At 38.3% G+C, this 16,616-nt stretch carries 15 protein-coding genes; 14 read left to right on the top strand and 1 reads right to left on the bottom strand.

All coding sequences use genetic code 11. From position 1 onward, the window contains the following. Positions 1 to 75 precede the first annotated feature (75 nt). The 6 genes from ACQKMR_RS18295 (at position 76) to ACQKMR_RS18270 (ending at position 6,412) form a co-directional block, all read left to right on the top strand. On the top strand, positions 76 to 774 hold the full coding sequence (locus ACQKMR_RS18295) for a response regulator transcription factor (protein ID WP_427698576.1): 699 nt from the start codon (positions 76 to 78) through the stop codon (positions 772 to 774). Next, positions 767 to 1,855 (top strand): ATP-binding protein, encoded by a 1,089-nt coding sequence (locus ACQKMR_RS18290; RefSeq protein ID WP_427698575.1) that lies wholly within the window; start codon positions 767 to 769, stop codon positions 1,853 to 1,855. Before ACQKMR_RS18295 ends, ACQKMR_RS18290 begins: the two co-directional genes overlap by 8 nt. 83 nt (positions 1,856 to 1,938) lie before the next feature. Further along, a complete protein-coding gene (locus ACQKMR_RS18285; RefSeq protein WP_427698574.1) occupies positions 1,939 to 2,817 on the top strand; it encodes a M15 family metallopeptidase in 879 nt (292 codons plus the stop codon). Beyond that, positions 2,814 to 3,314: a VanZ family protein gene (locus ACQKMR_RS18280; RefSeq protein WP_427698573.1), complete on the top strand. Its 501-nt coding sequence runs from the start codon at positions 2,814 to 2,816 to the stop codon at positions 3,312 to 3,314. The genes ACQKMR_RS18285 and ACQKMR_RS18280 overlap by 4 nt, the downstream gene beginning before the upstream one ends. 220 nt (positions 3,315 to 3,534) lie before the next feature. Then, positions 3,535 to 4,704, top strand: coding sequence for an ATP-grasp domain-containing protein (locus ACQKMR_RS18275; protein ID WP_427698572.1), 1,170 nt, complete (start codon positions 3,535 to 3,537; stop codon positions 4,702 to 4,704). A gap of 13 nt (positions 4,705 to 4,717) precedes the next feature. After that, positions 4,718 to 6,412, top strand: a complete 1,695-nt coding sequence (locus ACQKMR_RS18270) for a methyl-accepting chemotaxis protein (RefSeq protein ID WP_427698571.1) — start codon at positions 4,718 to 4,720, stop codon at positions 6,410 to 6,412. 64 nt (positions 6,413 to 6,476) lie between these two features. On the opposite strand, the gene ACQKMR_RS18265 is transcribed toward ACQKMR_RS18270, so the two are convergent. Beyond that, positions 6,477 to 7,235 (bottom strand): SDR family oxidoreductase, encoded by a 759-nt coding sequence (locus ACQKMR_RS18265; protein WP_427698570.1) that lies wholly within the window; start codon positions 7,233 to 7,235, stop codon positions 6,477 to 6,479. A gap of 184 nt (positions 7,236 to 7,419) precedes the next feature. On the opposite strand from ACQKMR_RS18265, the gene ACQKMR_RS18260 reads away from it, so the two are divergent. The 8 genes from ACQKMR_RS18260 (at position 7,420) to preA (ending at position 16,597) form a co-directional block, all read left to right on the top strand. Next, positions 7,420 to 7,998 (top strand): TetR/AcrR family transcriptional regulator, encoded by a 579-nt coding sequence (locus tag ACQKMR_RS18260; RefSeq protein WP_427698569.1) that lies wholly within the window; start codon positions 7,420 to 7,422, stop codon positions 7,996 to 7,998. Between the two features lie 270 nt (positions 7,999 to 8,268). Further along, positions 8,269 to 8,469, top strand: a complete 201-nt coding sequence (locus ACQKMR_RS18255; protein ID WP_034304915.1) for a cold-shock protein — start codon at positions 8,269 to 8,271, stop codon at positions 8,467 to 8,469. A gap of 481 nt (positions 8,470 to 8,950) precedes the next feature. Further along, on the top strand, positions 8,951 to 9,313 hold the full coding sequence (locus ACQKMR_RS18250; protein WP_427698600.1) for an ArsR/SmtB family transcription factor: 363 nt from the start codon (positions 8,951 to 8,953) through the stop codon (positions 9,311 to 9,313). Next, positions 9,306 to 11,429 carry a heavy metal translocating P-type ATPase gene (locus ACQKMR_RS18245; protein WP_427698568.1) on the top strand — a complete coding sequence of 708 codons (2,124 nt, stop codon included), beginning with the start codon at positions 9,306 to 9,308 and terminating at the stop codon, positions 11,427 to 11,429. Before ACQKMR_RS18250 ends, ACQKMR_RS18245 begins: the two co-directional genes overlap by 8 nt. A gap of 473 nt (positions 11,430 to 11,902) precedes the next feature. Next, the gene (gene hflX, locus ACQKMR_RS18240; RefSeq protein WP_427698567.1) at positions 11,903 to 13,165 is read left to right on the top strand and encodes a GTPase HflX; all 1,263 of its coding nucleotides are present in this window, start codon (positions 11,903 to 11,905) and stop codon (positions 13,163 to 13,165) included. Positions 13,166 to 13,671: 506 nt separating this feature from the next. Then, positions 13,672 to 13,818: a hypothetical protein gene (locus ACQKMR_RS18235; RefSeq protein ID WP_427698566.1), complete on the top strand. Its 147-nt coding sequence runs from the start codon at positions 13,672 to 13,674 to the stop codon at positions 13,816 to 13,818. Positions 13,819 to 13,925: 107 nt separating this feature from the next. Beyond that, a complete protein-coding gene (locus tag ACQKMR_RS18230) occupies positions 13,926 to 15,284 on the top strand; it encodes an NAD(P)-dependent oxidoreductase (RefSeq protein ID WP_427698599.1) in 1,359 nt (452 codons plus the stop codon). 26 nt (positions 15,285 to 15,310) lie between these two features. After that, positions 15,311 to 16,597, top strand: a complete 1,287-nt coding sequence (gene preA, locus ACQKMR_RS18225) for an NAD-dependent dihydropyrimidine dehydrogenase subunit PreA (protein ID WP_427698565.1) — start codon at positions 15,311 to 15,313, stop codon at positions 16,595 to 16,597. Positions 16,598 to 16,616: the final 19 nt, after the last annotated feature.

The following is a 16,616-nucleotide window of genomic DNA, read 5'->3' as shown; positions in this document are numbered from 1 at the left end:
ATAAGAAGTAAAATCGGATGGGAATGGAGTACAATTGCAGTAATGGGCAACATTTTTTAAAGGAGTAAGATACAGATGAAGCGGATTACCATATTGATAGCTGATGATGAGGCGGAAATTGCTGACTTGGTTGCTTTGCATTTGGAGAAAGAGGGATATAACTATATAAAGGTATCGGATGGTAAAGAGGCTATTCGTGTTATTCGAAATCAGAAGATAGATTTGGCCATCTTGGATATCATGATGCCGGAGCTGAATGGCTATGAAGTTACCCGACAGATCAGAGAGCATTATCAAATGCCTATCATTTTTCTGAGTGCAAAAAGTTCCGACCTGGATAAAATCTCTGGATTAGTGATGGGGGCGGACGATTATATGACCAAGCCATTCAACCCAATGGAATTGGTCGCACGTGTGAATGCGCAATTACGACGGGCTATGCAGTTGAATCAAGCCGTAAACGAATATGAATCTAGCTTGGAAGTCGGCGGTTTGACCATTTATCCTGATCAGCGCAAAGTGATACTATATGATGAACCCATCGAGCTAACACCGAAGGAATTTGATATTTTGGTTCTCTTAGCCAGTCATTCCAAAAAAGTATTTAGTGCGGAAAGCATTTTTCAGAATGTATGGGGCGAAGCGTATTATGAAATTGGCAACAATACTGTCATGGTACATATTCGTACGCTAAGGAAAAAGCTAGGCGAGGATAAAAATAAAAACAAGTTCATTACGACTGTGTGGGGAGTGGGATATAAATTCAATGGCTGACATGTTACGAAGCTTCAGGGCTAAAATGATAATATTGCTTGCATTGAGCATGTTGATAGCTGGAACCATTACCTTCCTTGTATATAAAGGCCTTCAACTTTACTATCATACGAATGTAAAGGTTGAAGATCCATTGTTCCGTTTGCGTGTCATCATGAATAACTTTGGAGATCTTAACTTCTTTTTAATCATTTTTATCCCACTCTCGATACTATTCTTCTTTTTCCTTACAAAACCTTATGCGACATACTTTTATAAGATTTCCAATGGAATCAATGATCTCGCAAATGGTGACTTTAAAAGCAGAGTAGATGTCTTATCAAAAGATGAGTTCCAGGATATAGCAGAAGATATTAACCGGGCAAGTGAGAAATTGCAAGAAGCCGTAGAAAGAGGGGGTTTTGCAGAAAGCAGTAAGGATCAATTGGTCCTCAACTTGGCACATGATTTGCGTACCCCTCTAACTTCCGTCTTGGGATATTTAGACTTTATCCTTCAAGAAGAAGATTTACCTGCAGAACGAATCAGGCATTATACGACGATTGCTTATACGAAATCCCAACGATTAGAGAAACTTATTGATGAACTTTTTGAAATAACCAGAATGAACTATGGCATGCTTTCATTAGAGAAAAAGTCCATCAATTTAAGTGAATTGCTCATTCAATTAAGTGAAGAATTATATCCCCACTTCGAAAAAAACCATTTGAGTGCCAGATTGAATCTTACATCGCATTTAAATATATTAGGTGATGGGGATCTATTGGCACGAGTATTCGAAAATCTATTGACCAATGCCGTACGTTACGGAAATGATGGACAGTTCGTAGATATCCTTGGTTTCACTGATCAAGGGGAGGCTGTGGTGCAGGTTATCAACTATGGAACTTGTATACCTGAAGAAGAGCTACCTTATGTTTTTGATATGTTCTACACAAGTGATAGGGCGCGATCACATAAGGATGGAAGCACAGGGCTAGGTTTATTCATCGCCAAAAATATTGTTGAGCAGCATAACGGAACGATATCCGTTAAAAGCGATTTGATACAGACGCTTTTTGAAGTGCGATTACCGCAATGATTTAAGAAAAACTTTATAATTTCCCCACTTTTTTTTAAACTATTTTCCCTAACCTATAAAGAAAAGGTAAGGAGGACTGTTTTATGAAGAAGTGGGTTTTTTTGTTTGTTTTATTTTTGCTTTTGGCACGTGAAGTAAGCCAATACAAATCGGAAGGTGATTTTCAAATTATTGATGAAGAACAAGGACTAAGGGCTCTACAGGAGAGTGTCACCTTAGACATGGCTAAGGATCAGGTATATCAAGGAAATTTATTACTGGTCAATAAGGAACACCCCGTGCTTAAGGAAGGAATTAAATCCGATGTGGTTAATCTATTTCAACATGAAGAACTGGTAGACGGATATAGTTTGTTGGACGAAAGGATTCGTCTGTCAAAGGATGTGGCACAGAAATTCTTAAAAATGGTTCAGGCGGCTGAAAAAGATAATGTCCGTCATTTCCTGATTAGCAGCGGCTATCGGGATGAAGGGGAGCAAAGTCAGCTTTATCAAGAAAAGGGTTCTGCATATGCATTACCTGCTGGTTATAGTGAGCATAACTTAGGATTATCCCTTGATATAGGTTCCACTCTATCGAGTATGAATGAAGCCCCAGAAGGAAAGTGGTTACAAAAGAATGCCTGGAAATATGGATTTATTCTACGTTATCCAGCAGATAAAAAAGATATCACAGGTATTGAATATGAGCCATGGCATTTCCGCTATGTTGGTCTGCCTCATAGTATGATCATGCAGAAGAAGGATTTTACTTTGGAAGAATACCTTACTTATATAAAAGAGAAAAAGAAGATTGGGGAAACTATAGCTGGTGTGGTATATGAAGTCTCTTATTATCCTGTATCCTCAAAAAAAACGGTTGAGGTGCAGGGCAATGAGTATGAAATATCTGGAGATAATATGGGTGGAGTCATCGTGACGGCTTTTTCTGATGAGTATGCAAGTGACAGGCAAGATAAATGAAGAAAGTGATAATTAAACAGGATATCATTATCCCAGCATTGTTTGCAATCTATGTATTTTTGCTGACCAAGGTCATTTTATTTAAGTTTGGCCATATTGATATAACTTTTCTTCTTGATCAGCTTCAAAGTAATTTACAAAACCCAGCAAGTATGAAAGATAGATTATTATTGTTCGGTAATTACATACCATTTAATGAAATAGTGAATAATGTTCAAAACAGGACAAGTCACAATGTAATCAATTTGCTTGGAAACATAGCATTATTCATCCCCCTTGGTATATTTCTCCCCCTCGTAATTGGAAAGGAGTATATGTCTCTAAAGAGTGTGTGCTGTATTTCCATTTTAGTAAGTTTATGTTTCGAAGTCTCTCAGGTTGTCTTTTCCATCGGTACCTTTGACGTGGATGATCTTCTATTAAATACGTTTGGCGGAATGTTAGGTTATTTCTTTTTCAAGTCGACATCAATTGAAAAATCATTTTTTAGAATCTAGATGCATGAACAATAGGGAAATAGGAGCTCAGGGCTAATGACCTGAGCTTTTCCTTAGTACTCAAATAAGTTTTAAGTTAGGGGGATAGGTAAAAAGGTTCACTAATGATTCGGTTTTTCATGATGTTAATAATAATAATTACCTATATAAGCTAAATACTTACCGCTTTTAACCGATTAAATATTGGGATACATAAAACAGTATAAGTTAGGTGGAAAACATGATTATTTTGAATGAGCCCACTGTTTCACCAATTCTTCTAAAGGTATTAGAGAATCAGCAGATTCCAGTGTTGGAACATGGGCGATGGGGAAACACACTATCATCAGAAAAGCTAAACATTCAAAAAAATACGGAATTTTTTAAGTCTATGGAAATGGGCAAGAGGATTCTTACAAACTCTGAGAATGGCATTACATTATTAGGTCATTTTCAACCAAATAGCAATGAATACATATGGTCTAAGTTATTAAAAGATAAAAGTCAGGTTCGTAATCTAACGAAATCATTATATCCTGATTTCTATTTCCAAGAAATTGATCTATCCATAATAAGTGATATGGATAAAAAACAAATTCCGTTTCCTGTTGTTATCAAACCCAATATTGGCTATTCAAGCGTAGGGGTACACAAAGTTAAGAATGAACAGGATTGGGATATAGCCGTGAGCCATTTGAAGGAAGATTTACAGCATTCCGATGGATTGTATGATTCAACAGTAGTAGGTTCTCAGACTGTTTTGGTAGAAGGGTGGATTCAGGGAGAGGAATATGCCATTGATGGTTATTTTAATCAGGATGGTGAACCAATTATATTGAACGTGTTTAAACGTTTATTTAAGGATGATTATGATACATCCGATCGAATCTATTATACGTCGAAGATAGCTATAAATGAAATCTATCATGATGCTCTACAGTTTATGAGGAAAGTCCAAACTGTTCTACCCCTAAGGAATTACCCTGTACACTTTGAAATTCGTAAAAAAGGAGACAGAGTTATTCCCATTGAAATTAATCCCTTGCGTTTTGCGGGAGCGGGCACAACAGATCTAGGGTATCATGCCTATGGGATGAATATGTATGAACACTATTTTTTAGGAACGAAACCTGATTGGAATCGAATATTGGATGAGATGGACGATAATATTTATAGCTTTTTCTTTGCCGAGGTTCCATTGGAAATAAATTTAGAAGATGTTGAACGGATTAATCATATAGGACTTCAAAATGAGTTTGAACATATTTTGGAATATAGGCAGCTTCCTTTTCAACATGATCGAAGTATGGCAATCATCTTTTATAGAAGTGAGGATTTGAACAAAAATCTACAATTACTTCATTTAGATTTATTTCCTTTTCTAACTATAAAAGAGCTGGCTTTAATCTAAGGAGGATGTAAGGTTGAAAATTTCACAGTTAAATCCAAAACGATCTTTACTAGCTAAATTATTCGTATTCTACATAATCCCGTTCGTACTATTTGCAGGTGCTATGGATTTTTGTTTTTCATATATTACTAATAATATGATTAATGAAAATGTCCTTCCGCAATTTGACGAGCGGCTATCTGAAAATGCCCGCAGTTTGGCTGCAAGCATTGATCCGGATTTGATAGAAAATGCTTCAGATCAGGGAGAAACTATCTTGGGAAAATTAGATGCCTTTGTGGAAAAGAGAAAAGGCATTGAATATGTTTATGTCCTGAAGCGGGAGAATGATTCAGATGTCATTGTGGCATTGAATGGCAGCAAGGATTTCATGGTGGAATCCCCATTTACACCAGAACAGGCAAAATCGATAAATGGAAAAGAAGAAGTCTTAAGTGAAATCTATAAAGATAAATGGGGCACACACAAGTCTTACTTTACACCTATCAAAGGAACGGATGCTATTGTAGGTATTGATATGGATGCGTCGTTTATTCCTGAGATGAAAAGCAAAATGATTGTCTTTAATATTCTATTTTTTATAAGTGCAGTATTATTGGGTGCAATAAGCGCTTATGTTATAGGGAGACAAATTTCCCGTCCTGTTAATGAACTAGTTGGTTTCACGAGTGATATGGCAGTAGGAAATTTAAGTAAACCTATCACTAGTGTTCGACAAGATGAAATTGGGGATCTATCACACGGGTTTGAAGATATGCGAGTGAATTTGTCCCATATTATTCAAAATGTCCGTGAACATGCTCAAACGATGACTCAAACCACAGTGTCCATTCATCAATCTTTTGAAGAGATGGTAGAATCCTATGATCAGATTGTAACAGGGACAACAGAAGAAGCAAAAGCTTCAGAAGAACGGGCCCATCATATTGACCGAATTTCTAATATGATCAGTGATTTAACGGATACAATTCGTTTAATGAGCGACCAAACGAATAAAATGAATGAATTTACACTACATACGAACAAACTTGCCGAACAGGGGAGTAAACAAGTACAGGATGTAACGAGTCAAATGGACAAAATCATGGAGAATGGCCAAGCGAGTAAAGCCAATTTGGTTAGCTTGGAAGAGGATGTAGTTAAGATAAATGAAGTGATTGGTTTAATACGAATCATTGCATCTCAAACGAACCTGCTATCCTTGAATGCTTCCATTGAAGCTGCACGAGCAGGAGATGCAGGCAGAGGTTTTGCCGTAGTTGCCCAAGAAGTGCAAAAACTGGCTGTACAAACAGATGAATCCATTGATGTTATTTCTGAATCTATCATGCGAATTAATGAACAAACCGCAAAGGTTATCCAAAATAATGATGAGAGCTTCCAAGATATATTAAATGGAGTTTCCTTAGTGGAGAACAATGGTGAGATTTTCAATAAGATTTTTGAATCTGTAGAAAAACTATTGAAAGGCACAGAACAATTAGCGCACCATTCGCAAAGAATTAATGTATCCTCAGATGAAAGTTTAGCATCTATTCAGGAAATTGCTGCTATCTCAGAAGAGGGAGTAGCAACAACTGAACAAATTTCTGCTGCTGCTATTCAACAAAGTAACATTATGGCCGGATTAAAGGCACAGAACAAAGACTTGGCAAACGAATCAGCCATATTAGAGGAAATGGTCGAAAAGTTTATTACCGAAAAATAAAAAAAGGTATGATGATCAGTAAAAAAAACTCACTGAGACAGGCGTCAGTGAGTTTTTTTATAAATTAATAGGCAGTCCAGCCGGCATCAGCTGTAACAACTGTACCATTCACGAAGCTCGAGTCATCAGAAGCCAGGAATAAAGCTACTTTAGCAATCTCTGTAGCTTCGCCCGTACGAGGGTTGACGTTAATCCCAACCATTGCCCTCTCAATACCAAATTCATTTGGCTGATTAATGGTTGTACTGATATTTGTGGCTACGGCTCCTGGTGCAACGGCATTACAACGAATACCTTTTGTTGCATATTGAAAGCCAACGTTTTTAGTAAAACCAATTACAGCATGTTTAGCAGCTGTGTAGGCAGCGCCTGCTCTTGAACCGAATAATCCGCCAGCAGAGGCAATGTTCACTATTACTCCTGCTTCTTTTTCAAGAAAGATTGGAAGGGCTTTTCTTGTTGAGCGCATTACACTCGTTGTGTTAATTGCAAATTGCCGTTCCCAGTGTTCATCTGTAATTTCAGCAGCAGGAATGAAGTTATCCATAATGCCTGCATTATTTACTAAAATGTCCAGAGTCCCATATTTTTCAACAGCAAGGTCGATCATGGCTTGTACGTCCTCTTCTTTTGCAACGTTAGCTAAGATGGAAGCAGCTGTTCCACCGTTTGCTTCGATAACAGAAACGACTGCTTGTGCCGCTTCCAGATTAATATCTGAGACGATTACTTTTGCTCCTTCTTTTGCGTAAAGAACCGCGATTTCTTTCCCCATACCAGATGCAGCGCCTGTAACTACGGCTACTTTCCCTTGTAATTTCATATTTGTTCCCCCAGATTCTTAGTGTTTTATTACTGGATAATTAATGAACACTTGTTTGTTAACTTTCATTATCTATATTATAATCCCCTATATAAAGAGGTACAATCAGCAAAAAAACCATAATTTGTTTATTAATAAACAAAAGAAGAAAGTATGTACATTAAAATGCGTTGGAGGTTATGAAATGGATAGACGGGTAAAAAAATCTATAGCTGCATTAAAAGAATCCCTTATATCTTTAATGGCTGAAAAAGAATTTAAAGAAATAACAATTTTAGAAATCGTACAACGAGCGGATCTTAATCGTGGCACTTTTTATAAGCATTTTCAGTACAAAGAAGACTTGTTTAATGATGTGATTGATGACGTGATGAATGACTTAATTGAATCATATCAGGCACCTTACAAGACTATCGAGGTTTTGGATATAGAAAGTTTGCAGTCTTCTACTATACGTATTTTTCATCATGTAGAAAATCATAGGACATTTTACCAGATGATATTGAAGCCAACGGCCTTGACTGGTTTTCAGCACAGATTGGGGACTGTCATAAAACAATTATCTCTAGAGGACTTATTAGTAAGAAATGATGACGGGGCCATTAATAAAGACTTGCTTGCTAGTTATCATGCATATTCTATATTGGGTATGATAATACAATGGGTACAGGATGAATTTAAAAATACACCTGATTATATGGCTGAGCAACTTGTTAAAATCATACATTATCGGCCGATAGGAGTAACAGTTCCTAAAAAGTAAAAAAGCGCTTATGTGGTCTGACCACTTTATTATAAAGAAGTAGATTGAAGTTCTTGATTAATCTTTTCTGTCGAATTTAAAGAGTATTAAAAATTGCTTGAAAAAAGTTCACTTAAATTATTTGCAATCGCTACCATTTAATGTTATGCTTAGTCTTAATTATTTTTGTTCGGTACTAAGGATACTAAAAGTACTACTTTTCGTTTTCGATGATGACTTAGAGCAAGGATAGTAATACAATGTGCTTAAATGCACTAGGAGGCAACAACAATGGAACAAGGTAAAGTAAAATGGTTTAACGCAGAAAAAGGTTTTGGATTCATCGAACGCGAAAACGGAGACGACGTATTCGTACATTTCTCAGCTATCCAAAGCGAAGGTTTCAAATCTTTAGACGAAGGTCAAGAAGTTACTTTTGAAGTAGAACAAGGTCAACGTGGACCTCAAGCTTCTAACGTTCAAAAAGCATAATTTCAAAACAAATTAAGACAGATCCTAGTTATAGGGTCTGTCTTTTTGTTTTGTAAAAAGAAAGTCAAAAAAACCTGCTCAAAGATTGAGCAGGGTAAACGGTACAAGTAAAGTAAAACGCTTATAAGGTTTGACTAAGTATATCATAGTTTTTCAAAAAAATACTAAATTAATTATTTTATTCTATTAAGGCATTGGGATAAGAAAGTACGAAGATCATTAGATTGAAGGGACATGTGGGAAGCTCATGTCCCTTCAATTTTTTTTGTTATAAGAAGATAATAAACGAAAAATTGATACGGTTCAGAGACAAAAGCCAGTGGTTTTCATATATAGTCATATATACAGCTTTTATCAAGTCTGCTTTGGGGAGGGAGTAAGTTTCTTTTACATTCAAATACAGATTTGAATATCCAGGAAATTATGTGGTATATTATAATCAAACGTATATTTGAATGAAGGGGGTGAGAAGATGGCGGAAATGAAGGATATGTGTGATGTTCACCTGCATGATGAAGTAAAAGTGAACCGCATTCAAGATGAAATGAGTCAGGTGAATATTTCTAGTATATCGAAGCTGTTTAAAGTTATCGGTGATGAAAACAGAGCGAAAATTGCTTATGCGCTATGTACGGATGAGGAGTTGTGTGTGTGTGATTTGGCAAATATCATTGGTGCCTCAATGGCAACAACCTCACATCATCTTCGTACCCTATATAAACATGCAATCGTAAAATTTCGAAAAGAAGGTAAGTTAGCATTTTATTCATTAGATGATCATCATATAAAACAATTAATTCTAATTGCATTAGAACATCAGCAGGAGGTGAGAGTCGATGTCTGAATCTCAATTAAAAACGTATCGGATTCAAGGTCTATCCTGCACGAATTGTGCGGCTAAGTTTGAAAACAATGTCCGTGACCTTGAGGGAGTGAAAGTTGCCAAAATCAATTTCGGGGCTTCGAAGATTTCGATTCAAGGAAATACGACAATAGAAGAAATTGAAAAAGCCGGAGCCTTTGATAATCTTAAAATCCGGGATGAACAAGAACAGGTTATAGAAAAGGAACCATTTTGGAAGCAAAAAGAAAATATTAAAGTAGTAATTTCTGCTTTCCTTCTTTTAATCAGTTGGATATTGGATAAACAATATAGCGATGGAAGTAATATGCCAGTGATTGGCTATGCGGCTGCAATTTTAGTTGGCGGATATTCACTATTTATCAATGGACTGAAAAATCTTGTAAGACTTCGCTTTGATATGCACACCCTAATGACGGTTGCGATTATTGGAGCAGCTGTGCTTGGTGAATGGGGCGAGGGAGCAACAGTCGTTATTCTGTTTGCAATCAGTGAAGCTCTGGAAAAATATTCGATGGATAAAGCCCGGAATTCTATAGAATCATTAATGAATATAGCTCCTAAAGAGGCCTTGATTCGTAGGGGACATCACGAAATGATGGTTGCTGTTGATGAGATTGAGGTGGGCGACACCATGATTGTCAAACCCGGTCAGAAGCTTGCTATGGACGGCAGGATCACGAAAGGGGCTTCGACACTGAATCAGGCAGCCATTACAGGGGAATCAGAGCCAATATTTAAAACGGTTGAGGGTGAAGTATTTGCTGGAACCTTAAATGGTGAAGGACTGCTGGAAGTGGAGGTCACAAAACGAGTAGAGGATACGACGATTGCAAAAATCATACATCTTGTTGAAGAAGCTCAGGCCGAAAAAGCCCCTTCCCAGGCATTTGTTGATAGATTTGCAAAATTCTATACACCCGCCATTATGCTGATAGCGTTGGCCATTGCCGTTATTCCACCGCTTGTCATAAACGCGGAATGGAGTGAATGGATTTACCGGGGATTGGCCGTGCTGGTTGTTGGCTGTCCTTGTGCTTTAGTTATCTCTACACCAATTGCAATTGTAACAGCAATAGGAAATGCTGCGAAAAATGGCGTACTGATAAAAGGCGGAGTCCATTTGGAGGAAGCTGGAGCCTTAAAGGCGATTGCGTTTGATAAAACAGGTACTTTGACAAAGGGCATACCTGAAGTGACTGATTTCACAGTCATGGTTGACGAGGTGAGTGAACAGGATGTTCTAAGGATTGCAGCAGCTTTAGAAAGCCGTTCACATCATCCTCTTGCCACGGCCATTCTCCAAAAAGCAGATAGCCAAAACATGGACTATCATTCTATTGTGGTTGAGGATTTCACCGCAATCACGGGTAAAGGTATAAAAGGAACAATAAATCGAGAAGTCTATTACATTGGGAAACCACATCTTTTTGAAGAAGAGGGAGGTTTAGCTTTTTCTGAAGATGTTCGTATCCAAATAAATGACTATCAAAATGAAGGGAAAACCGTGATGGTGCTTGGCAATCAAATAAAACTCCTTGCACTTATTGCAGTTGCGGACGAAATAAGGGAAAGCAGTAAGGAAGCAATCCGGAAACTGCATGCTCTCGGGATTGAAAAAACGATAATGCTGACCGGGGATAATATAGGGACAGCAAAAGCGATTGGAACAGCAGCTGGCGTTCATGAGATTCAAGCGGAGCTATTGCCGCAAGATAAACTGGCCTTTATCAAACAATGGAAACAGAAATATAATCGCGTGGCTATGATTGGCGATGGTGTCAATGATGCACCAGCCCTAGCAGCTTCCACGGTTGGGATTGCTATGGGGGGAGCGGGTACGGACACTGCCCTTGAAACCGCAGATATTGCCTTAATGGGTGATGACTTATCAAAGCTGCCTTACACAATACGCTTAAGTCGTAAAACGTTAAAAATCATTAAGCAGAACATCACGTTTTCGTTAGTGATTAAGATTCTGGCTTTATTATTGATAGCACCAGGCTGGTTGACACTGTGGATGGCAATTTTTGCAGACATGGGAGCAACGTTATTGGTCACTTTGAACAGTCTTAGATTGCTGAGAATAAAAGAATAATAGATATGGGCTTCCTGGTGTCTTTTATAGGTGCCAAGAAGCCTTTTCTTGTACTGTTTCAACAATGTTTCATGTGAAACTTGATATCCATATACAATCGTATAAAAAAGGCGGATATATAGCTGTATCTGAATTTCAACTATGGCTCAAGTCGCTTTAGGAAAATGGCGAGGTAAAAGAGGGTAAAGTAGAGCGGGACGATTTATAAACGCTTGAATTCAATTTTAAGAAAATAAAAGAAACCAGTAGAATATCAAAAAAAACAGGTCTGAATTAGATCTGTTTTTTAATATGTTGAATTTTCTTTTAAGTAAAAGGAATCCTAATAAGAACATTTTAGAATGCAAGGCTAAGCAATCGTTATGCATGTTCTGTGTAGTGTGCTACAATGTGGCTGACTTTTAATGAAGCATAGGATGGTCCTGTGTGATTGTTAAATTGAGTATGGCAGTTACAGGAAGGGATTTGAAAGGATGGAATTACAGCAAAGGGCAATTTTAGTTGGGGTAAACCTCAATAGCCAAAAGGATTTTGATTATTCAATGGAGGAATTAGCAAATTTAACGGAGGCTTGTGAGGTAGAGGTTGCCGGGACGATCACACAGAATTTACATCGTGTGAACTCATCACATTTTATCGGAACTGGAAAGATTGAGGAAGTAAAAAATCTTGTGGAGTATAAGGAAGCAAATGTCGTCATTTTTAATGATCAGTTGTCGCCTTCGCAACTTCGGAATCTGGAGAGGGACATGGATTGTAAGGTAATTGATCGGACAATTTTGATCCTAGACATTTTTGCACACCGAGCGAAAACAAAGGAAGCCCAGCTTCAGGTAGAAGTGGCAAAACTTCAATATATGCTCCCGCGTCTTGTTGGATTAAGGGAGTCATTAGGCCGTCAGAGTGGTGGAGTTGGTACAAACAAAGGTGCTGGGGAAAAGCAGTTAGAACTTGACCGTAGGAGAATAGAGGAAAATATAAGTGTTTTGAATAAAGAACTGGAAGAGCTTGTAGCACACCGTCAAACGCAGAGGAAGCAGCGGAAAAAGAATGCCATCCCTGTCGTTTCTTTAGTCGGTTATACGAATGCAGGGAAATCCTCGATCATGAATGCTTTGATTGATATGTTTCACCCAACAACCGAAAAACAGGTTTTGGAAAAGGATATGCTGTTTGCTACTCTTGAGACTTCCGTGCGAAACATTCCGTTGCCGGATAATAAGGAATTTTTACTGACGGACACGGTTGGTTTTGTTTCAAAACTACCGCATCATCTGGTGAAAGCGTTCCGTTCAACCTTAGAAGAAGTGGTGGAAGCTGACTTATTGATTCATGTTGTTGATTTTTCCAATCCCAATTATGAGCAGCAAATAGAGATTACAGATCAAACTTTGAATGATATAGGCATTAAAGAAATTCCAACTATTTTTGCTTATAATAAAGCAGATCTGACTGAAATAGATATCCCGCAGGTGAATCGTGATTCTGTTTATATGTCAGTGAAAAACAAAGTCGGCATACAGGAATTGATTGATTTAATCCGAGGACATATTTTTGTAGACTATATTCACTGTGAGATGCTTATTCCGTATGACCAGGGACAGTTGATATCCTATTTCAATGAGCATGGTCATATAACGGAAACAGAATATGATGAGAATGGGTCCAAAATAAAACTTGAGTGCAAGAAAACAGATTATGAAAAATACCATCAATACGTTATTAATTCTAAGTAATTATTCTGTTGATAATATGTGTATAAGTTGTTGGCAAGTTGTTAATGACTGAAAATTTACTATTAAACCTGTGTATAGTTTTTCATAAATAATACAATATTTACTGGAAAACGGCGAAATATCTCGATACTTTAGGTTATCCACATATTAACTTTATGTGGATAACTTGTGAATAAAATTAAAAAAAAACCTAGAAAATTTCATTCGAAGTTTTCTAGGTTTTTTTTTAATTTGTGGACAAAGTGTTGATAAGTTAGTTTTAAGGCGTTTTATAAAAAAATTTCAGTCAGTATGATGAATATTAAGTAGGGTTTGTAGAAAAATGACGATGTTTATCATTTGTTGTTAGAAAATATCACATGGTTATTACATAGTGCACATTAAACAGTTAATAATATTTTACACTTTGTATAATGTAACTTGCTTTTTATCATTATAAAATAAAGAATACTCAATTATCCGGTTACTACCAGATTGTGAGTTTTTTAGAACGGTTGGGGGGGCTAATGGCCGAAGGAAGCAGAGACGAAGGCGTGGTTATCAAGAAAATAATAGAAAGTAATAAACGGTATAAGAGATTATTGGCAATTTACTTCGTCGTGACTGTCTTCCTAAATAGAACGATGAAGAACGACAGCGAGTTACTGCCATAAATTTCTCTTATTGCAAGGATAGGAAATGCAATTTTAGATGAATACATGCAATTCCTCCCTTTTTATTTTTCACAAATAAATTTTTGGAAGGAGAATAGTAGATGAGTATGACGAGTCCGTTAAAAGATGGTCTGGCGATGAACTTTCAGGAAGCGGAGAGGGGGTTAACCCCACGTGAAGCTTTGGAAGAATCGAATCGATGTTTATACTGCTATGATGCCCCATGTATCCAAGCCTGTCCGACAGGAATAGATATTCCAAGCTTTATTAAGAAAATAGCATCAGGGAATTTTAAAGGATCGGCCAAGACGATCATGACAGCCAATCCAGTCGGTGCCAGCTGCGCGCGGGTATGTCCGACAGAAGAATTATGTGAGGGGGCATGTGTCCTAAACCACTCTACAAAGCCAATCATGATTGGCAATCTCCAGCGTTATTCCACAGATTGGGCCATCCAAAATAAACAAGCCTTATTTAAGGCCGGGAAGAAGAATGGCAAAAAGGTTGCCATTGTCGGAAGCGGACCTGCGGGCTTATCTGCAGCAAGGGAATTAGCCTTGCTTGGCTACAGTGTAACCATTTTCGAAGCTGAAAAAAATCCAGGTGGATTAAATACGTACGGTATCGTATCTTTCCGTTTGCCACAGAGCATTTCTTATTGGGAAGTTGAGCAAGTAAAGAGTTTAGATGTTGAAATTAAAACGAATACAAGGGTTGGCGTTGATGTTTCTGCTACCCAGTTAACTACCGACTACGATGCCGTTATTTTAGCAATCGGTATGTCTGATGTTCCAAAACTTGGAATTGAAGGAGAAGACTTGGCTGAAGTATATGATGCAATCGACTTCGTCAAGGCTACGAAAACAGAGGCCATTACTGATAAATTCGTTGGGAAGAAGATAGCGGTCATTGGAGCTGGGAATACAGCGATTGATGCAGCAACCTGTTCTGTTCGTCTTGGTGCTGAACAAGTTGGAATTATCTATCGTCGTACCCAGAAGGAAATGACAGCTTACGATTTTGAATATGAGTTTGCTAAACAGGAAGGTGTCGGGTTTCACTGGCTGACGAACCCTTCTAGGATTATTTCAGATAGCAATGGTCAGGTAACGGGCATCGAGTGTGTAAAAATGGTGCTTAGCGAGGCAGGAGAAGATGGTCGCCGTCGTCCAGTGCCGATTTCTGGATCAGAATTTATTATACCAGTCGATGGCGTTATTCGTGCTATCGGCCAATCTAGATATGTAGGACTGATTGAACAGTTCGGCGTTGAGCATGATGGAGGCGTCGTAACATTAGATGGAGACTCATATAAAACGTCGAATGAAAAAGTATTTGCCTGTGGTGACGTAATTTTTGGAAAAGGCCAAGGTGAGGCAATGGTTGTTTCCGCTGCCCAGCAAGGGAAGAAGACAGCCTATGAAATTGACCGAATTTTAATGAGTGAAGCGGTAGATATTGCTTAATAAAAATGAAAATTAGGAGGCTTAACATGGCTGATTTATCAATAGATCTTGCAGGTATTAAATCTCCCAATCCTTTTTGGCTGGCGTCGGCGCCACCTACTAATTCGGGGTATCAAGTGCAGCGGGCATTTGAGGCTGGCTGGGGAGGAGCCGTTTGGAAGACGTTGGGAGAGCCTATTCTGAATGTCTCATCACGTTTTGCTGCTGTGGGTTTTAATGGCCAGCGAGTAGCTGGTTTCAACAATATTGAATTGATTACGGATCGACCACTTGAGGTGAACTTAAAAGAAATATATGAAACGAAAAAACGGTTCCCTGACCATGCAATCATTGCATCGGTAATGGTAGAACCGCAGCAAGAAAAGTGGCATGAAATTATCAAACGCATAGAAGACGTGGGGGTTGATGGTTATGAGTTGAACTTTGGCTGCCCGCACGGTATGGCTGAGCGGGGTATGGGCGCTGCTTCTGGACAGGTTCCTGAGCTTGTGGAAAAGCAAACATATTGGGCAAAGGAAGCTGCATCGAAACCGGTCATTGTCAAACTTACTCCGAATATAACCGACGTCACGGTTACGGCGGAAGCCGCTGTACGCGGTGGAGCGGATGCAATTAGCATGATAAATACGATTAATAGCCTGGCGGGAGTGGATATTCATTCATGGAATACGATTCCCCATGTAGGCGGTAAGGGTGCTCATGGAGGGTATTGTGGTCCTGCTGTGAAGCCGATTGCTTTAAATATGGTGGCAGAATGTGCAAGGAATCCATTGATTAATGTTCCGATATCGGGAATCGGTGGAATATCTAATTGGCAGGATACGGTTGAATTTTTATTGATGGGTTCAACGGGAGTGCAAATTTGTACCGCTGCCATGCATCACGGTTTTCGAATTGTCGAGGACATGATTGATGGTCTGTCTAATTACCTAGATGAAAAAGGGATATCCTCTGTAATGGATATTATTGGTAGGTCCGTACCCCGTTATTCCGATTGGGGGAATTTAGATCTTAATTATAAGGTAGTGGCGCGCATTAATAATGATGTGTGTATTAACTGCAATAAATGTCATATTGCATGTGAAGATACTTCACATCAATGTATAGATATGTTAAAAGACACGTCAGGCAACTCCTTCTTACGAGTCCGTGAAGAAGATTGTGTCGGATGTAATCTTTGTTCGATTGTATGCCCGGTTGATGGGGCAATCGACATGATTGAACTGACAAGTGATTTACCTCCAATGACTTGGAATGAACGTCAGGAACTCCTTGGGAACATCGGTAATGAAAGTGTTGATTTCGTAAAATAATGGAGGAGATTATATGAAG

This window comes from Peribacillus sp. NPDC096540 (genome assembly GCF_050278525.1).
Taxonomy (GTDB): domain Bacteria; phylum Bacillota; class Bacilli; order Bacillales; family DSM-1321; genus Peribacillus.
The sequence above is the reverse complement of the archived record's forward strand: the minus strand, read 5'-3'. Positions and strand labels throughout refer to the sequence as shown.